This window comes from Pseudomonas sp. RIT-To-2, assembly GCF_029623465.1.
Taxonomy (GTDB): Bacteria; Pseudomonadota; Gammaproteobacteria; order Pseudomonadales; family Pseudomonadaceae; genus Aquipseudomonas; species Aquipseudomonas silvicola.
Map to the genome: position 1 here is coordinate 35,115 of NZ_JAPYKM010000043.1, position 17,461 is coordinate 52,575.

General features: G+C 61.1%; 17 protein-coding genes and 1 pseudogene. 16 read left to right on the forward strand and 2 right to left on the reverse strand.

Translation table 11 applies throughout. The features are described 5' to 3' along the window. The first annotated feature begins 21 nt into the window (after positions 1–21). The 5 genes from rpmA to QBK88_RS26970 all read left to right on the forward strand — a co-directional run bounded on the left by rpmA (position 22) and on the right by QBK88_RS26970 (position 4,678). Positions 22–279, forward strand: a complete 258-nt coding sequence (gene rpmA, locus QBK88_RS26950; RefSeq protein ID WP_003281574.1) for a 50S ribosomal protein L27 — start codon at positions 22–24, stop codon at positions 277–279. A gap of 186 nt (positions 280–465) precedes the next feature. Continuing rightward, on the forward strand, positions 466–1,689 hold the full coding sequence (gene cgtA, locus QBK88_RS26955) for an Obg family GTPase CgtA (RefSeq protein ID WP_268148260.1): 1,224 nt from the start codon (positions 466–468) through the stop codon (positions 1,687–1,689). Between the two features lie 167 nt (positions 1,690–1,856). After that, the gene (gene proB / locus QBK88_RS26960; protein WP_268148262.1) at positions 1,857–2,975 is read left to right on the forward strand and encodes a glutamate 5-kinase; all 1,119 of its coding nucleotides are present in this window, start codon (positions 1,857–1,859) and stop codon (positions 2,973–2,975) included. A 9-nt stretch (positions 2,976–2,984) separates the two neighbouring features. Continuing rightward, complete coding sequence (locus QBK88_RS26965; protein ID WP_268148264.1) at positions 2,985–3,446, forward strand: CreA family protein; 462 nt, start codon at positions 2,985–2,987, stop codon at positions 3,444–3,446. Between the two features lie 470 nt (positions 3,447–3,916). Beyond that, on the forward strand, positions 3,917–4,678 hold the full coding sequence (locus tag QBK88_RS26970) for a LuxR family transcriptional regulator (protein WP_277964443.1): 762 nt from the start codon (positions 3,917–3,919) through the stop codon (positions 4,676–4,678). An 80-nt stretch (positions 4,679–4,758) separates the two neighbouring features. Here QBK88_RS26970 and rpsT read toward each other — a convergent pair whose 3' ends face one another. Next, positions 4,759–5,034 (reverse strand): 30S ribosomal protein S20, encoded by a 276-nt coding sequence (gene rpsT, locus QBK88_RS26975; protein ID WP_027981210.1) that lies wholly within the window; start codon positions 5,032–5,034, stop codon positions 4,759–4,761. Positions 5,035–5,286: 252 nt separating this feature from the next. Between rpsT and murJ the strand changes: the two genes are divergently transcribed. The 6 genes from murJ (at position 5,287) to ispH (ending at position 12,636) form a co-directional block, all read left to right on the forward strand. Further along, positions 5,287–6,825, forward strand: a complete 1,539-nt coding sequence (gene murJ, locus QBK88_RS26980) for a murein biosynthesis integral membrane protein MurJ (RefSeq protein ID WP_277964444.1) — start codon at positions 5,287–5,289, stop codon at positions 6,823–6,825. Positions 6,826–6,933: 108 nt separating this feature from the next. Continuing rightward, positions 6,934–7,887, forward strand: coding sequence for a bifunctional riboflavin kinase/FAD synthetase (ribF, locus tag QBK88_RS26985; protein ID WP_158153817.1), 954 nt, complete (start codon positions 6,934–6,936; stop codon positions 7,885–7,887). Between the two features lies 1 nt (position 7,888). Continuing rightward, positions 7,889–10,720: an isoleucine--tRNA ligase gene (ileS, locus tag QBK88_RS26990; protein ID WP_277964445.1), complete on the forward strand. Its 2,832-nt coding sequence runs from the start codon at positions 7,889–7,891 to the stop codon at positions 10,718–10,720. Continuing rightward, positions 10,713–11,228 (forward strand): signal peptidase II, encoded by a 516-nt coding sequence (gene lspA / locus QBK88_RS26995; RefSeq protein ID WP_277964446.1) that lies wholly within the window; start codon positions 10,713–10,715, stop codon positions 11,226–11,228. The genes ileS and lspA overlap by 8 nt, the downstream gene beginning before the upstream one ends. Further along, entirely contained in the window at positions 11,221–11,658 is a 438-nt protein-coding gene (gene fkpB / locus QBK88_RS27000) for an FKBP-type peptidyl-prolyl cis-trans isomerase (protein WP_008371575.1), read from the forward strand. Before lspA ends, fkpB begins: the two co-directional genes overlap by 8 nt. Positions 11,659–11,691: 33 nt before the next feature. After that, entirely contained in the window at positions 11,692–12,636 is a 945-nt protein-coding gene (ispH, locus tag QBK88_RS27005; protein WP_268148274.1) for a 4-hydroxy-3-methylbut-2-enyl diphosphate reductase, read from the forward strand. Here the strand turns inward: ispH and QBK88_RS27010 are convergent. Next, positions 12,616–13,158, reverse strand: coding sequence for a GspH/FimT family protein (locus QBK88_RS27010; protein ID WP_277964447.1), 543 nt, complete (start codon positions 13,156–13,158; stop codon positions 12,616–12,618). The two genes, ispH and QBK88_RS27010, sit on opposite strands and share 21 nt — an antisense overlap. 143 nt (positions 13,159–13,301) lie before the next feature. Between QBK88_RS27010 and QBK88_RS27015 the strand changes: the two genes are divergently transcribed. The 5 genes and pseudogenes from QBK88_RS27015 to QBK88_RS27035 all read left to right on the forward strand — a co-directional run. Then, a complete protein-coding gene (locus QBK88_RS27015; RefSeq protein WP_277964448.1) occupies positions 13,302–13,766 on the forward strand; it encodes a GspH/FimT family pseudopilin in 465 nt (154 codons plus the stop codon). Beyond that, complete coding sequence (pilV, locus tag QBK88_RS27020) at positions 13,763–14,257, forward strand: type IV pilus modification protein PilV (RefSeq protein ID WP_277964449.1); 495 nt, start codon at positions 13,763–13,765, stop codon at positions 14,255–14,257. The genes QBK88_RS27015 and pilV overlap by 4 nt, the downstream gene beginning before the upstream one ends. Further along, positions 14,254–14,988 carry a PilW family protein gene (locus QBK88_RS27025; RefSeq protein WP_277964450.1) on the forward strand — a complete coding sequence of 245 codons (735 nt, stop codon included), beginning with the start codon at positions 14,254–14,256 and terminating at the stop codon, positions 14,986–14,988. Before pilV ends, QBK88_RS27025 begins: the two co-directional genes overlap by 4 nt. An 11-nt stretch (positions 14,989–14,999) precedes the next feature. Further along, on the forward strand, positions 15,000–15,527 hold the full coding sequence (locus QBK88_RS27030) for a PilX N-terminal domain-containing pilus assembly protein (RefSeq protein WP_277964451.1): 528 nt from the start codon (positions 15,000–15,002) through the stop codon (positions 15,525–15,527). Next, a pseudogene (locus QBK88_RS27035) lies at positions 15,517–17,461 on the forward strand (pilus assembly protein); the annotation flags it as partial. The gene QBK88_RS27030 and the pseudogene QBK88_RS27035, both read left to right, overlap by 11 nt.

Consider the following 17,461-nt stretch of genomic DNA (forward strand, 5'->3'; position numbering starts at 1 on the left):
CCTCACTAGGAGAATTGACTCATGGCACACAAAAAAGCTGGTGGTAGTACCCGTAACGGTCGCGACTCAGAAGCCAAACGCCTTGGCGTGAAGATGTATGGCGGCCAGGCTATCAAAGCAGGCAACATCATCGTGCGTCAGCGCGGCACCCAATTCCACGCTGGCTACGGCGTTGGCATGGGTAAGGATCACACTCTGTTCGCTAAAGTCGAAGGCGTGATCAAGTTTGAAGTAAAAGGCGCCTTCGGTCGTCGTTACGTGAGCGTAGTCGCGGCCTAATCGCGAGTTCGCTGGGAAAGCCCTGTCTTGCGACGGGGCTTTTTCGTTTGTGGGGTGAGTCTCTTGCAAAGCTGTTGCCTGGGCCGCTGGCGCGAGTATCGTTAATGGGGTCCGCCATGCTCATTTTTGCAAGAGCCTTATGTCTTTGCTTTTTTTGGCTCGTCCGTAAGGCGAGAGGCGTTTTTCATGAAATTTGTTGATGAAGTATCCATCCGTGTGAAAGCGGGCGACGGCGGCAATGGCTGCATGAGCTTCCGCCGCGAAAAGTTCATCGAGAACGGTGGCCCCAACGGCGGTGATGGTGGTGACGGCGGTTCGATCTACATGGTCGCCGACGAAAACCTCAACACCCTGGTGGACTACCGTTACACCCGCCACTTCGACGCCGAGCGCGGTTCGAACGGCGGCAGCACCGACTGCACCGGCAAGAAGGGTGAAGACCTGGAGCTGCGCGTACCGGTCGGCACCACGGTGATCGACTCCGCTACCCAGGAAGTCATCGGTGACCTGGTCAAGGCTGGCCAGCGCCTGCTGGTTGCCCATGGCGGCTGGCACGGCCTGGGCAACACCCGTTTCAAATCCAGCACCAACCGTGCGCCCCGCCAGACCACGCCGGGCAAGCCGGGCGAGCAGCGCGACCTGAAGCTGGAAATGAAGGTGCTGGCCGACGTTGGCCTGCTGGGCTTGCCGAACGCCGGCAAGAGCACTTTCATTCGTTCGGTATCGGCCGCCAAGCCGAAGGTTGCCGACTACCCGTTCACCACCCTGGTGCCAAACCTGGGTGTGGTCAGTGTCGACCGCTGGAAGAGCTTCGTCATCGCCGACATTCCCGGCCTGATCGAAGGTGCCTCCGATGGCGCTGGCCTGGGTATTCGCTTCCTCAAGCACTTGGCCCGTACCCGTGTGCTGCTGCACCTGGTGGACATGGCGCCGCTGGACGAAACCAGCCCGGCCGATGCGGCTGAAGTCATCGTCAACGAGCTGACCAAGTTCAGCCCGTCGCTGGTGGAGCGTGAGCGCTGGCTGGTACTGAACAAGTGCGACCAGATCCTGGAAGAAGAGCACGAAGAGCGGGTCAAGGAAATCGTCGACCGCCTGGAGTGGGAAGGCCCGGTCTATGTGATTTCGGCCATCGCCAAAGACGGCACCGAGCGCCTGACTCGTGACCTGATGCGCTACCTTGAAGACCGCGCCGACCGCCTGGCCAACGACCCGGCCTACGCGGCCGAGCTGGCCGACCTGGACCAGCGCATCGAAGACGAGGCGCGTGCTCAGTTGCAAGCCCTGGACGATGCCCGCGCCCTGCGCCGCACCGGCGTCAAGAGCGTGCACGACATCGGCGAAGACGACGGCTTCTGGGATGAAGAAGACGCCGAAGACGGCCCAGAGGTCATCTACGTTCGCGATTGACCGGTGGGGCGTTTTCCCAAGCTTCGCCCTGCGGTCTCTTGCGGGGCCGGGCGAAGCTCGGGAAGCAGGCGCCGCCGATCTGCCCGTAGTAAACTACAGCGCCGCTCCCCAGGGAGCGGCGTTTTGGTTTCTACGAATAATTTCTCCCGGGCATAGGTTGGAAGAACATGCGGAGCAAGGTGACAGGTGCGCAGCGCTGGGTCGTGAAAATCGGCAGCGCGTTGCTGACAGCAGACGGCAAGGGCCTGGACCGTGCCGCCATGGGCGTGTGGGTCGAGCAGATGGTGGCGCTGCACGAGGCGGGCGTTGAGCTGGTGCTGGTGTCCTCGGGCGCCGTGGCGGCCGGTATGAGCCGCCTGGGCTGGGCCAAGCGCCCCAGTGGCATGCACGAACTGCAGGCCGCTGCCGCCATTGGCCAGATGGGCCTGGTGCAGGCCTGGGAGTCGAGTTTTGCCGAGCATGGCCGGCATACGGCGCAGATCCTGCTGACCCATGACGACCTGTCCGACCGCAAGCGTTACCTCAATGCACGCAGTACCCTGCGTACCCTGGTGCAGTTGGGCGTGATCCCGGTCATCAACGAAAACGACACCGTGGTCACCGACGAGATTCGTTTCGGCGATAACGACACCCTGGCGGCCCTGGTGGCCAACCTGGTGGAGGCCGACCTGCTGGTGATTCTCACCGACCGTGACGGCATGTTCGACGCCGACCCGCGTAACAATCCGGAAGCGCAGTTGATCTACGAAGCCCGTGCCGATGATCCGGCCCTGGATGCCGTGGCTGGCGGTACCGGCGGCGCCCTGGGCCGCGGCGGCATGCAGACCAAGCTGCGCGCCGCGCGCCTGGCGGCCCGCTCCGGTGCCCATACCATCATCGTCGGCGGGCGCCTGGAGCGCGTGCTGGACCGCCTCAAGGCCGGTGAGCGCCTGGGCACCCTGTTGTCACCCGAGCGCGGCATGCTGGCTGCGCGCAAGCAGTGGCTGGCCGGCCACCTGCAGACCCGCGGCACCCTGACCCTTGATGCGGGTGCCGTCCAGGCGCTGCTGGAAGGGCACAAGAGCCTGCTGCCGGTGGGTGTGAAGGGCGTGCTGGGCGCGTTCCGTCGTGGTGAAATGGTGGTGTGTGTGGGGCCGGACGGCAAGGAAGTGGCCCGCGGCCTGGCCAACTACAGTGCAGCCGAGGCACAGAAAATCATCGGCCAATCTTCCGAGGCCATCGAGAACCTGCTGGGCTACATTGCCGAGCCGGAACTGGTGCACCGCGACAATCTGATTCTGGTCTGAGGGTTAACCATGCGTGTGATCAAAGGAATGCTGGGCCTGCTGCTTGCCCTGCCGCTGCTGGCTTCGGCCGAAGAGATTGGCCAGGTATCGACGGTGTTCAAATTCGTCGGCCCCAACGACCGTATCGTTGTCGAGGCATTCGACGACCCGAAGGTGCCGGGTGTGACCTGCTACCTGTCCCGCGCCAAGACGGGTGGCATCAAGGGGGGTCTGGGTCTGGCCGAGGACCGCGCCGAGTCGTCGATCGCCTGTCGTCAGGTGGGGCCGATTCACCTGCCTGATGACTTGAAGGATGGCGAGGAGGTGTTCAAGGAGCGCACCTCGTTGGTGTTCAAGACCATGCAGGTGGTGCGATTCTTCGACAAGAAGCGCAATACCCTGGTGTACCTGGTGTATAGCGACCGGGTTATCGAGGGTAGCCCGCAGAACGCGGTCACGGCGATTCCGATTTTGCCCTGGGCGCAGCCATGACCTAGTGCAACTAGGGTTGTATGAAAAACGGCGAGCCTGGCTCGCCGTTTTTTATTGCCCGTCATTCCTGCAGGCAGGGCAGTGTTTCCTGTTGAAACTTTTGTTGGGGTTCTGCGTTTCCTGGAAGTCGCTTCCTTGGGGAAAGTGCAGTTGCGGCGGATAATCAATTTATATATGTGGGTAGTTGCATCGAGTTAAGTTGGCACTTTCGGAAAAGTACCTGGATCCTTTGTAAATGCGGGCTGGGCCTGGATTTAGTTGTCTGAACGGCTGGGTCGCGCCAGCCTTCGCGGGTGAGGTTTTCCCTGGCTTTGGAAAGTGTTTCGGTGGATTGACACGTTTTGCGACCATGCGTACTGTCCCGCCCTGTCGCTAGCCGGCGCGATGGCGGGGGCTCTGGTTTCAGAGCTGCCAGTGAGGTGGATAGCGCTGTCCTCCTCGTGATTGTATATACCGAGTGCAGGAATGTTATGGAAAGCCGGATGTTGAATCGGACGGTCGCTCGCGGCCGTCTGTTGGAAAGTTCATTGTTGGCCGATTTTGCGTTATTGGCAGGGCGTGCACACCAGCGCGGATGGGAGTTGCGCTTGCGCGCTATTATGAAGCGCATGAGCTACCGTTATTATTCGTTGTCCTTTGGCCCGATCAAGGGCGGTGCGCCTGCGCGGCCAGTGAATAACTTTCCGCGAAGTTGGCAGGAATATTATGATGCGCAGCATTATCAAGAGGTGGATCCTATTGTTCGCCATTGTCGGCAACATTTGAAGCCATTGTTCTGGGAGCGGGCGCAACGAAGGGCGCGTGGGCGCTCTCGAGAGTTCTGGGAGGCGTTCGGGGTTCATGGCATGCGCGGTGGTGTCAGCATTCCGCTGCGTGACAGGGCGTGGGTAGGGTCGTTGAGCGTGGCGCATTCGGTCGAGGACGGCGAATTGCCGCTCGGGCGGGCTGACGATGACCTGGGGGTGTTGTTCATGCTGGTGCCCTATCTGATCGAGGGCTTGCAGCGCAGGGTGGCGATCGAGCGTTCGCCTGAGTCATGCCTGACCCACAAGGAGGCTGAGTGCCTTGGGTGGGCGAGCGTGGGCAAGACCAGTTGGGAAATCGGCCGTATCATCGGCTGTGCCGAGCGCACGGTGGATTTTCATATTGCCAACGCGGGCCACAAGCTGGGGTCCACGAACCGGGGGCATGCCATTGGTATAGCGGTGTCCCAGGGGTTGATCTCTTTCTAGGCGCTACCAGCCTTTTCAAAAAGCGCAGGCAACAAAAAACCGACCCTGGGGTCGGTTTTTTGGTACATCAAGCAATCAGCTTAGGCGGCAGCCTGAACCAGTGCTTTGATGTGGCCATTCAGACGGCCTTTATGGCGAGCAGCCTTGTTCTTGTGGATGATGCCTTTATCGGCCATACGGTCGATAACTGGCACGGCCAGAACGTAAGCAGCTTGTGCTTTTTCGGCGTCTTTTGCGTCAATGGCTTTGACTACATTCTTGATGTAGGTGCGGACCATGGAACGCAGGCTGGCGTTGTGGCTGCGACGCTTCTCAGCCTGTTTTGCACGTTTTTTGGCGGAAGGTGAGTTGGCCACCGTCGAGCTCCTCGAAAGACTTTTTTAAATAGCAAACAAAATAGGCCGCGAATCATGCCGATGACTGGATCTGTTGTCAAGGGTGCTTGAGACGTTCCGCTGAGTGGTCATTGCCGAAGTGAGAGATTCCCTTCTGGCGCCTGACCTGTAAACTCGCGAGTTTTGGCTCTGCCTGCTGATGCGGCGCGGAGTATCGCACAGTTGCGCGCAATCTCGCGCTGCTCTTTGTCCAGAAGGCAGAAAAATCTTTCGATGAATCTTCTCAAGTCACTGTTCGCGGTCAGCTCCATCACCATGATCTCGCGGGTGCTGGGCTTCGTGCGCGACACCCTGATCGCCCGTATCTTCGGTGCCGGCATGGCCACCGACGCCTTCTTCATTGCCTTCAAGCTGCCCAACCTGCTGCGGCGCATTTTTGCCGAAGGCGCGTTTTCCCAGGCATTCGTGCCCATCCTGGCCGAATACAAAAGCCAGCAGGGCGAGGAAGCAACACGCACCTTCATCGCCTATGTGGCCGGGATGCTGACCCTGGTGCTGGCGCTGGTGACGGTAGCGGGGATGATCGCCGCGCCCTTCGTCATCTGGGTCACGGCACCGGGCTTCGCCGACACACCGGAAAAATTTCAGCTCACCGCTGACCTGCTGCGGGTCACGTTCCCCTATATATTGCTCATCTCGCTGTCGTCCTTCGTCGGCGCCATCCTCAATACCTGGAACCGCTTTTCGGTACCGGCCTTCACGCCGACGCTGCTGAACATCGCCCAGATTCTCTTCGCGCTGTTCCTGACCCCCTATTTCCACCCGCCCATCATGGTGCTGGCCTGGGGCGTGCTGGCCGGCGGCCTGGCGCAACTGCTGTACCAGCTGCCACACCTGAAAAAGATCGGCATGCTGGTGCTGCCGCGCCTGAGCTGGCGCGACACCGGCGCCCTGCGCGTGATGAAACAGATGGGGCCGGCCATTCTCGGGGTGTCGGTGAGCCAGATCTCGCTGATCATCAATACCATCTTCGCGTCGTTCCTGGCCGCAGGCTCGGTATCGTGGATGTACTACGCCGACCGCCTGATGGAGCTGCCTTCCGGGGTGTTGGGCGTGGCTCTGGGCACCATTTTGCTGCCGACCCTGGCCAAGACCTATGCCAACAAGGACCGCCACGAGTATTCGCGCATCCTGGACTGGGGCCTGCGCCTGTGTTTCATCCTGGTGCTGCCCTGTGCCGTGGCCCTGGCCCTGCTGTCCGAGCCATTGACCGTGGCGCTGTTCCAGTACGGCAAGTTCGACGCCTTCGACGCCTCAATGACCCAGCGCGCCCTGATTGCCTACGCGGTGGGCCTGCTGGGCATCATTCTGATCAAGGTGCTTGCCCCGGGCTTTTATGCCCAGCAGAACATTCGCACCCCGGTGAAGATCGCCATTTTCACCCTGGCCGCCACGCAACTGATGAACCTGGCCTTCATCGGCTCCCTGGCCCACGCCGGGCTGGCGCTGGCCATCAGCGGTGGCGCCTGCCTGAACGCCGGCCTGCTGTACTGGCAACTGCGCAAGCAGGACATGTTCCAGCCGCAGCCCGGCTGGCTGGCTTTTTTCACCAAGCTGTTGCTGGCGGTGGTGGCCATGGCGGCCGTGCTGCTGGGCATGATGCAGTTCATGCCGGCCTGGTCCGATGGCCAGATGCTGGCCCGCTTTGTACGCCTGGGCGCCTTGGTATTGACAGGCGTGGTAGTGTATTTCGGTGTGCTGTTCGCTTTCGGCTTCCGGCTGCGGGACTTCGCCCGTCGCGGGCTGGCCTGAGCGTCAGTTGTCGGTTTTCCGGTTTAGTCACCCGCACGAGGCAGCGGCGCCTGTCGCTAGCGCCCGTGTGTGGTTATAATCGGCCACTTTATGAGCAAGAAGCGCGTTATGCAGCTGGTTCGAGGCCTCCACAACCTGCGGCCCCAACATCGGGGCTGTGTCGCCACTATTGGCAACTTTGACGGTGTTCACCGTGGCCACCAGGCTATCCTGGCGCGGCTGCGCGAACGTGCACGGGAGTTGGGCGTGCCCAGCTGCGTGGTGATATTCGAACCGCAGCCGCGCGAGTATTTCGCCCCCGACACCGCCCCGGCTCGCCTGGCGCGCCTGCGCGACAAGCTCGCACTGCTGGCCGAGGAGGGCGTGGACCGGGTGTTGTGCCTGGCGTTCAACCAGCGCCTGTGCAAGCTCAGCGCCGCCGAGTTCGTCGATACCATCCTGGTCGACGGCCTGGGCGTGCAGCACCTGGAAGTGGGCGATGACTTCCGCTTTGGCTGCGACCGCCTGGGCGACTTCGACTTCCTGTTGCAGGCGGGCGTGGTCCAGGGCTTCACCGTGGAAGCGGCGCAAACCGTCGAGCTCAATGGCGTGCGGGTCAGCAGCACGCAAGTGCGCAAGGCCCTGGCTGCCGCCGATTTTTCCCTGGCCGAGCAGCTGCTCGGCCGCCCGTACCGCATTGCCGGGCGGGTGCTGCACGGCCAGAAGCTGGCCCGTCAACTGGGTTGGCCGACCGCCAACGTGCAGCTCAAGCGCCGTCGCGTGCCGTTCACCGGGGTGTACCAGGTGAGCGCCGAGATCGATGGCACAACCTGGCCGGGAGTCGCCAACATAGGCGTGCGGCCAACGGTTGCGGGTGATGGCAGTGCCCACCTGGAAGTACATTTGCTGGACTTTGCCGGTGACCTCTATGGCCGGCGTTTGACGGTGGTGTTCCACCACAAGCTGCGTGATGAGCAGCGTTTCGCCTCCCTTGAGGCGCTGAAGTCGGCGATCGATGCGGACGTCGCCGCCGCCCGAGCCCATGCCCTTGAGCATCGGCCAACTGCTAACCCAAGAGCCTGAAATGACCGACTACAAAGCCACGCTAAACCTTCCGGACACCGCCTTCCCAATGAAGGCCGGCCTGCCCCAGCGCGAGCCGCAAACTCTGCAGCGCTGGGACAGCATTGGCCTGTACCAGAAGCTGCGTGAAATTGGCAAGGACCGTCCCAAGTTCGTGCTGCACGACGGCCCTCCGTACGCCAACGGCAGTATTCACATCGGTCATGCGGTCAACAAGATCCTCAAGGACATGATCATCCGTTCCAAGACCCTGGCCGGCTTCGATGCGCCGTATGTGCCGGGCTGGGACTGCCATGGCCTGCCGATCGAGCACAAGGTGGAAGTCACCCACGGCAAGAACCTGGGCGCCGACAAGACCCGCGAACTGTGCCGCGCCTACGCCAGCGAGCAGATCGAGGGCCAGAAGGCCGAATTCATCCGCCTGGGCGTGCTGGGTGACTGGGCCAACCCCTACAAGACCATGAACTTCACCAACGAGGCCGGCGAAATCCGTGCCCTGGCGGAAATGGTCAAGAACGGTTTCGTGTTCAAGGGCCTCAAGCCCGTGAACTGGTGCTTTGACTGCGGTTCGGCCCTGGCCGAAGCGGAAGTGGAATACCAGGACAAGAAATCCGACACCATCGACGTGGCCTTCAATGTCGCCGACCAGCAAAGCCTGGCCGACGCCTTTGGCTTGCCGGGCCTGGACAAGACCGCGGCCATCGTGATCTGGACCACCACCGCGTGGACCATCCCGGCCAACCAGGCGCTGAACGTGCACCCGGACTTCACCTATGCCCTGGTGGACGTCGGTGACCGCCTGCTGATCCTGGCCGAAGAGCTGGTCGAAGCCTGCCTGAGCCGTTACGGCCTGACGGGCAACACCATCGCCACCGCCAAGGGCTCGGCCCTGGAAAACATTCACTTCCAGCACCCGTTCTACCACCGTACCTCGCCGGTCTACCTGGCCGAGTACGTGGAGCTGGGCGCTGGTACCGGCGTGGTTCACTCGGCACCTGCCTACGGTGAAGACGACTTCGTGACCTGCAAGAAATACGGCATGGTCAACGACGACATCCTCAACCCGGTGCAGAGCAACGGCGTGTACGTGGATTCGCTGGAGTTCTTCGGTGGCCAGTTCATCTGGAAGGCCAACCCGAACATCATCGCCAAGCTGGCCGAGGTCGGCGCGCTGATGAACACCGAAACCATCAGCCACAGCTACATGCACTGCTGGCGCCACAAGACCCCGCTGATCTACCGCGCCACCGCGCAGTGGTTCGTGGGCATGGACAAGCAACCGACCGAAGGCGCCACCCTGCGCAACCGTGCGGTGAAAGCCATCGAAGAAACCAGGTTCGTGCCGGCCTGGGGCCAGGCGCGCCTGCATTCGATGATCGCCAACCGTCCGGACTGGTGCATCTCGCGTCAGCGCAACTGGGGCGTGCCGATCCCGTTCTTCCTGCACAAGGAAAGCGGTGAGCTGCACCCACGCACCGTCGAACTGATGGAAGAAGTGGCCAAGCGCGTTGAAGTCGAAGGCATCGAAGTCTGGTTCAAGCTCGACGCCACCGAGCTGCTGGGCGCCGAAGCGGCCCAGTACGACAAGATCAGCGACACCCTGGACGTGTGGTTCGACTCCGGCACCACCCACTGGCACGTGCTGCGCGGTTCGCACCCCATGGGCCACGAGACCGGCCCGCGCGCCGACCTGTACCTGGAAGGCTCCGACCAGCACCGCGGCTGGTTCCACTCTTCCTTGCTGACGGGTTGCGCCATCGACAACCACGCGCCGTATCGTGAACTGCTGACCCACGGCTTCACCGTGGATGAGAACGGCCGCAAGATGTCCAAGTCGCTGGGCAACGTCATCGCCCCGCAGAAGGTCAACGACACCCTGGGCGCCGACATCATGCGCCTGTGGGTTTCGGCCACCGACTATTCGGGCGAAATGGCCGTGTCGGACACCATCCTGCAGCGCAGCGCCGACGCCTACCGCCGTATCCGTAACACCGCGCGCTTCCTGCTCTCGAACCTGAGCGGCTTCAACCCGGCCACCGACCTGTTGCCGGCCGACGAGATGATCGCCCTGGACCGCTGGGCCGTTGACCGCGCGCTGCTGCTGCAACGTGAGCTGGAAGAGCACTACAGCGAATACCGCTTCTGGAACGTGTACTCCAAGGTCCACAACTTCTGCGTGCAGGAGCTGGGTGGTTTCTACCTGGACATCATCAAGGACCGCCAGTACACCACCGGCGCCAACAGCACCGCACGCCGTTCGTGCCAGACCGCGCTGTTCCACATCTCCGAAGCGCTGGTGCGCTGGATCGCGCCAATCCTGGCCTTCACCGCCGACGAGCTGTGGCAGTACCTGCCGGGCGAGCGCAACGAGTCGGTGATGCTCAACACCTGGTACCAGGGCCTCACCGAACTGCCGGAAGGCTTCGAGCTGGGCCGCGAGTACTGGGAAGGCGTGATGGCGGTGAAGACCGCGGTCAACAAGGAACTGGAGAACCAGCGCGCGGCGAAAGCCATCGGTGGCAACCTGCAGGCCGAAGTGACACTGTATGCCGACGAAGCCGTGAGCACCGACCTTGCCAAGCTGGGCAACGAGCTGCGCTTCGTGCTGATCACCTCCAAGGCCAGCGTCGCGCCGTTCGTCGATGCCCCGGCCGATGCCGTGGTCACTGAAGTAGCGGGCTTGAAGCTGAAAGTGGTCAAGTCCGGCTACACCAAGTGCGCCCGTTGCTGGCACTTCCGCGATGACGTCGGCGTGAACGCCGAGCATCCGGAAATCTGCGGCCGTTGCGTGGACAACATCAGTGGTGCGGGCGAGGTGCGTCACTATGCCTAAGGCCGACGCCGGGCGCTTCGGGCGCCTGGGCTGGCTCTGGTTGAGCGTGCTGGTCGTGGTCCTTGACCAGGCCAGCAAGTTCTACTTCCAGAGCAACCTGAGCCTGTACCAGCAGATGGTGGTCATTCCCGACTACTTCAGCTGGACCCTGGCCTACAACACGGGCGCGGCCTTCAGCTTCCTGGCCGACAGCTCGGGCTGGCAGCGCTGGCTGTTCGCCCTGATCGCCGTGGTGGTCAGTGCGGTGCTGCTGGTGTGGCTCAAGCGCCTGGGCCGCCATGAAAACTGGTTGGCCGTGGCGTTGGTGCTGGTACTGGGCGGCGCACTGGGCAACCTGTACGACCGCATCGTGCTGGGCCACGTGATCGACTTCGTGCTGGTGCACTGGCAGAACCGCTGGTACTTCCCGGCGTTCAACCTGGCCGACAGCGCCATTACCATTGGCGCGGTGATGCTGGCCCTGGACATGTTCAAGAGCAAGAAAACCGGAGACGCGGTCCATGACTGAGCAGCGTATCGCTCAAAACACCGAAGTGACCCTGCACTTCGCCCTGCACCTGGAAAACGGTGACACCGTCGACAGCACCTTCGACAAGGCCCCGGCCGTGTTCAAGGTGGGTGACGGCAACCTGTTGCCCGGTTTCGAGGCGGCGATCTTCGGTTTCAAGGCCGGTGACAAGCGCACCGTGGTGGTCCCGCCGGAGAACGCCTTTGGTCAGCCCAACCCGCAGAACGTGCAGATCATGCCACGCTCGCAGTTCCAGGACATGGAGCTGTCGGAAGGCCTGCTGGTGATCTTCAACGACGCGGCCAACACTGAACTGCCCGGCGTGGTGAAGGCGTTCGACGACGCGCAAGTGACCGTCGATTTCAACCACCCGCTGGCTGGCAAGACCCTGAACTTCGAAGTGGACATCATCGAGGTCAAGGCTCTCTGAGCCTTGCCCCAGCGCGCAAGCACGAGGCACAGCATGCAAATCAAACTCGCCAACCCCCGTGGCTTCTGCGCCGGCGTGGACCGCGCGATCGAAATCGTCAACCGCGCCCTGGAAGTCTTCGGCCCGCCGATCTACGTGCGCCATGAAGTGGTGCACAACAAGTTCGTGGTCGAAGACTTGCGCAACCGCGGCGCCATCTTCGTCGAAGAACTGGACCAGGTGCCGGACGACGTCATTGTCATCTTCAGTGCCCACGGTGTTTCCCAGGCTGTGCGCAAGGAAGCGGCCGGCCGCGGCCTGAAGGTGTTCGACGCCACATGCCCGCTGGTGACCAAGGTGCACATCGAGGTGGCGCGCTACAGCCGCGACGGCCGCGAGTGCATCCTGATCGGCCACGCCGGCCACCCGGAAGTGGAAGGTACCATGGGCCAGTATGATTCGAGCAATGGTGGCTCGATCTACCTGGTCGAAGACGAGAAAGACGTGGCCACCCTGGCGGTGCGCAACCCCGACAACGTCGCCTTCGTCACGCAGACCACCTTGTCGATGGACGACACCAGCCGCGTCATCGACGCCCTGCGCTCGCGTTTCCCCAACATCGGCGGGCCGCGCAAGGACGACATCTGCTATGCCACGCAAAACCGCCAGGACGCGGTCAAGCAACTGGCCGACGAGTGCGACGTAGTCCTGGTGGTGGGCAGCCCCAACAGCTCCAACTCCAACCGCTTGCGTGAGCTGGCCGAGCGCATGGCCACCCCGGCTTACCTGATCGACGGCGCCGAAGACATGCAGCAAAGCTGGTTCGACGGCGTGCAGCGCATCGGTATCACCGCCGGTGCCTCGGCACCGGAAGTACTGGTGCGCGGTGTGATCGAGCAGTTGCGCGCCTGGGGCGCGGTCGGCGCCGAAGAGCTGGACGGGCGGCCGGAGAACATCACGTTCTCGATGCCCAAGGAACTACGCGTCAAGGCCATCTGAAGGCTGCACTGAACAAAGGGCCTGCTGGGCCCTTTTGTTTGTCAGGTGCACGCGGCCGCTCTTGGCCACCACCACCTGGTAATGGCTCTCGCCCGTTTGGCCATCACAGACATGCACCGTGCCGGCCTGAAACGCACCGTTGTCCTGCAACGCCCAACCCTGGCCCGTGAACCGCACTTGTTCGCGTACCGGTGTGTTGCCCTTCACCACGACCCGAGACATACCCTGATGCACCCGCAACACCGGGTTGTCCGCGTCATTGGCGCCCTTGCCGCTGTGGTCGGCGATGATCCGCCAGCCGTTGGCCCAATCACCTTCCAGGGCATGCATGAGCACATCGCGGTGCCCCAGCACCGCCTCGGTACGTGCCGCCCGCAGGCTGGCCAGCAACTCCTGGGCGATGACCTGGCGTTGATGGCTGGCGACCATCTGCTGATACACGGGCGTAGCCATGTGCAGCAAGACCCCAGCGATGGCGAGGGCCACCAGCAGTTGTAGCAGTGTGAAACCTTGTTGGTGCATGCCGATGCTCCTTGCGTGGCAACGCGGTGACGAGTTCGTACAGATGAACGCTGATCCCTCTGGAACAACCGTATATCCTGTGCGCTGCTTTAGCGCGGGCACTGCTGGTTTATAGTCCAAGCGCATTCGGGGGAGTGGGGTAAATGGATTCAAGACGTAATGGGTTCACCATGGTGGAAATGGTGGTGACGGTGGCGATTCTGGCCATCATGGCTGCCATCGCGCTGCCGTCGTACACCAAGCTGATCGCCAACAACCGGGCGGACTCGGAAACCAATGACCTTTACCAAGCCCTCAATTACACCCGCATCGAAGCCATCAACCGCGGCCTGAGCGTGCGTATCACTCCCGCCACGGCAGGTGCCTGGACCGGCGTCCTCAATATCGCCCTGAGCTCGGGCGGCACGCCGTTGCGGATCATTCCCGGCATGTCCAGCCAGGCGACGCTGGGGTTCAGCACCACGGCGGCCTACATCGAATTCAACAACCTGGGCGGGCTGACCTTCCCGACGTCCGCGCTCAACCTGACTTACACCCAGGGCACCGTCAGCCGCAGCCTGGGTGTGTGCCTCAATGGTCGTATCGTCTTGAGCGGAACCTGCACATGAGCCTGAAAAACACCCAGCGGGGCTTTTCGTTGATCGAAGTGCTGGTGGCCTTGCTGATTCTGGCCATCGGCCTGCTGGGCGCGGCCGCCATCCAGGTGAACGCCTTGAAATACACCGACAGCTCGGCCATGCGCACCCAGGCCAGTTTCATCGCCTATGACATGCTCGACCGCATCCGCGCCAACAACGGCGCCAACTACACGTTGGCCTCGGCGCAGGCCGCGACCACCACCACCGCCACCTCCGACCCGCGGGCGCTGGACTGGTCGGACTTCAAGACCAACATCAATACCGGGCTGGGTGGCAGTAGCAATGCTGACGGCTCCATCGCCATCGCCAACAACGTCATTACCATCACGATCAAATGGGGGGATGCGCGGGCGGGCAACAGCGTGAACGCGATCAACGCCACGACGGCCAATCAGAACACCAATACCCAGACGTTCACGTTGGTGTCCAGGGCTATTAATGACGGGGCGGTAAGCCCATGAGAAAGCGCGCATCTGGTTTCGGGCTTATCGAGTTGATGGTGGCGATTCTGCTAGGCCTGATCATCCTGTTGGGTGTCTTGCAGATATTCATTTCCGCCAAGAACACCTACCTGGCGCAAAATGCTTCGGCGGCCATGCAGGAAGATGCGCGGTATGCGTTGAGCAAGATGGTGCAGGAAATCCGCATGGTGGGGATGTTCGGGTACGTCACGCCTTCGCCCGATAGTACGGCCACAGATTTCACGCTTGCTTCCCAGACACCGATCTCCTATGTCACCACGACCGTGGGTACGGTTACGACAGGGGTATTGACCCTGCTGACTGCCGATGTCGGCGCCAATGGCGGAACACCGACATGGACCATACTTACCGATCCGGTGAATTACCTCGCGACGGTTTCGGCTGGCGCAAAGTCCGCTACCGGGATGTTTGCCATGCCGATCCGCCGAGTGATCTACACCTATGACAGTACCAACCAGCGGCTGCTGACTACCGTCGCCGGTACGCAGTCGGTGCTGGTCAGCAACGTCACGGCCATGGGTGTCTTGTTCGGTATAGGCGAAACCGGTACTACTTCGATTTCCTCGTACACCACGACGCCAGGTACATCAATAACTGACCTGGCCAAGATTCGCAGTGTGCGTATCACGCTGACATTGTCAGACCCCAACGGACGCGTAGCGCCCCAGACGTTCAACGTCGTAGCCGCGATCCGGAATCGCCTGCCATGAGGAATATATCGATGCCTGCATTGCGCTCCCTGTCTCAGGCGCCGGGAAGCGCCCGGCAGGATGGTATGGTCCTGCTGGTTGCCCTTGTGATGCTGCTTCTCATCACAATGATAGGGGTGTCTTCCATGCATAACGCGACATTGCAGGAAAAGATGGCCAGCAGTGTGCAGACCCGTAATACCACCTTCCAGGCTGCCGAAGCAGCGTTGCGCGTGGGCGAAAATGCCGTGGCCGCCACCAGCTACACGATTGCCCAATGCACCAGCACCGCGACCTGCTCGCCGCCACCGGCGGCGGACTACAACGGTGTGACGGCAGCGGGCACCTACGGTTCAGCCGGCATTACCTGGGTAGCGGTGGGTACCACAGGATTCTACGGGGTGCAGTTCCTTGGAATACCTGCACCAGGCGCCTTGTTGGCTAACTCCAGTGCAGTTGCGGGCGGCTCCAAATTCTACCGTATTACCGCTATCGGCTTTACCGCAGCGACGCCGTCGACCAACCCACGCACGGTTCTGGAGAGCGTGTATGTCAAGTAACAGGTGGCGGCGTACGCCCAGGTTGATTAAAGGCCTGATAGGGTTGTTGATGGGGTTGTATGTCAGTGTCCCGGCGTTCGGTTTCACGCCAATTACCGCGCCGCTATTGAGCGCTGCCGCGGTGACACCTAACGTCATGTTGCTGGTGGATAACTCCGGCAGCATGGACAGCATCATCATGGACTCGGGGTTTGACTCAACGCTGAACTGGCCGGCGGTCTATGCCGTGACGCGAAATTGCTTGCTGTTCATCTGCGGCGGCTACAGTGCCGATAGCCAGATTGGGGGGGGAGCTGACTATGTGCTGGTGGGCAACCTCAGTCAGAGCTACTGCAGCAGTGGGCAATACTCGTTTTACAAGAACAGCACATCAGTCGTCTGCCTGACGCTGCCTGACCCGAGGGGAAGTGGTCAAACACGCTACCCCGTGGACTACATTTCGTATCTGGTCAGTCAGGCCAATGCCGGTAAAACCATTACCGTCACCAATAGTACGCGAATGCAGACAGCTATCAGCGTGGCAACTTCGCTGGTCACAGCAAACCGCAACCTGCGTATCGGGCTGTCATCGTTCAATGCCCCTACGAACGCCGATAGAGGCCCCGGGGGAAATATCACTCAAGCGATCAGCGACCTGTCACCCGTCACGGCATATGGCTCAACTGGCCTGGTACCTGCGGTTACGCAGACTACAGCGGACAAGAATTTTACCAACCTGAAGAACTCCATTGCTGCGTTGACCGCCAGTGCGAATACGCCACTGGCTGAAACCTATTATGAGATCACGCGCTACATGCGTGGGATGAAGCCGAACTACAATTCCTCGCCGTCTATCTATACCAGCCCTATCCAGTACCGTTGCCAAAAGAATTTTGGCGTAGTGATCACGGATGGGCTGCCAACCTATGACCGAACTTTTCCCACCGATGACCCACTCGGTGGGAAGAACCTGCCGAATTGGGACGGGATCAACAACGATGGCAACAACCTGAACGGCGACAGTGAGGGCGACACCCTCTATCTCGATGACATCGCAAAATTTGCCTACGACATTGATATGCGCAATGCGCTGACCACCACCGATGCAACGGGAAAAAGCTGGGACGCGGTGGATTTTCCAAAACAGAACATGTTTACGTATGCCATCGGTTTTACCGCCAACAATCAGATGTTGATCGATACCGCCAGCTATGGTCACGGCAAATACTATCTGGCTAGCGATAATGCGACATTGACCAGCGCGTTGTCCTCCGCGCTCAGCGATATCACTTCGAAGGCCGGGTCAGGCGGTACAGGTACTGTCAGTTCCACCACGTTGACCTCCAGCTCGTTCTATTACCAGACGTTATACGACCCGGCAGACTGGCGTGGTCAGATCGAAGCTTTTCCTATCGGCACCACGGGTACCGTCAGTACGACGCCCAGCTGGAACACTAACACCACCATGGCTGTGGGTACGACTGCACCGACGTTTGAGTCCTGGAACACCGTATCGGCAGCGCCGATTACGATGAACTATGCCAACTATGCGCCCGCGCAGCAGACGATACTCAGCGCCAATCTTCCGACCGGTATCACGGGCACAAACCTGGTGAACTGGAGCAAGGGCACGAATATAAGCGGGTTGCGTACTCGTGCCGTTTTGCTGGGAGATATCATCAACTCGCCGCTGGTGCAGGCTGCGAAGACAGACCAGACTGCCTCCAGCCTGGTGGGTGACTCAAGCTACACCACGTATCTGGCGGCGAAGGCTCTGGGTATGACTAATAGCCTGGTCGTCAACGCCAATGACGGTTTCACCAATGTCATCAATGCCACCACTGGGGTACGTAGTTATGCCTATATGCCCTCCACGGCACTGGCGTCGCTCTATAAGGTATCGGATACCGGCTATATAAACGGTAATTCACATGCATTTCTCAATGATGGCCCTA

Coding starts and splice junctions, on each gene's coding strand:
- ispH (WP_268148274.1), top strand. CDS start 11,692: ATGCAAATCAAACTCGCCAACCCCCGTGGCTTCTGCGCCGGCGTGGAC.
- pilV (WP_277964449.1), top strand. CDS start 13,763: ATGAGCCTGAAAAACACCCAGCGGGGCTTTTCGTTGATCGAAGTGCTG.
- ileS (WP_277964445.1), top strand. CDS start 7,889: ATGACCGACTACAAAGCCACGCTAAACCTTCCGGACACCGCCTTCCCA.
- fkpB (WP_008371575.1), top strand. CDS start 11,221: ATGACTGAGCAGCGTATCGCTCAAAACACCGAAGTGACCCTGCACTTC.
- proB (WP_268148262.1), top strand. CDS start 1,857: ATGCGGAGCAAGGTGACAGGTGCGCAGCGCTGGGTCGTGAAAATCGGC.
- QBK88_RS27010 (WP_277964447.1), bottom strand. CDS start 13,158: ATGCACCAACAAGGTTTCACACTGCTACAACTGCTGGTGGCCCTCGCC.
- ribF (WP_158153817.1), top strand. CDS start 6,934: ATGCAGCTGGTTCGAGGCCTCCACAACCTGCGGCCCCAACATCGGGGC.
- QBK88_RS27015 (WP_277964448.1), top strand. CDS start 13,302: ATGGATTCAAGACGTAATGGGTTCACCATGGTGGAAATGGTGGTGACG.
- murJ (WP_277964444.1), top strand. CDS start 5,287: ATGAATCTTCTCAAGTCACTGTTCGCGGTCAGCTCCATCACCATGATC.
- QBK88_RS27030 (WP_277964451.1), top strand. CDS start 15,000: ATGCCTGCATTGCGCTCCCTGTCTCAGGCGCCGGGAAGCGCCCGGCAG.
- QBK88_RS26965 (WP_268148264.1), top strand. CDS start 2,985: ATGCGTGTGATCAAAGGAATGCTGGGCCTGCTGCTTGCCCTGCCGCTG.
- rpmA (WP_003281574.1), top strand. CDS start 22: ATGGCACACAAAAAAGCTGGTGGTAGTACCCGTAACGGTCGCGACTCA.
- QBK88_RS26970 (WP_277964443.1), top strand. CDS start 3,917: ATGGAAAGCCGGATGTTGAATCGGACGGTCGCTCGCGGCCGTCTGTTG.
- lspA (WP_277964446.1), top strand. CDS start 10,713: ATGCCTAAGGCCGACGCCGGGCGCTTCGGGCGCCTGGGCTGGCTCTGG.
- cgtA (WP_268148260.1), top strand. CDS start 466: ATGAAATTTGTTGATGAAGTATCCATCCGTGTGAAAGCGGGCGACGGC.
- QBK88_RS27025 (WP_277964450.1), top strand. CDS start 14,254: ATGAGAAAGCGCGCATCTGGTTTCGGGCTTATCGAGTTGATGGTGGCG.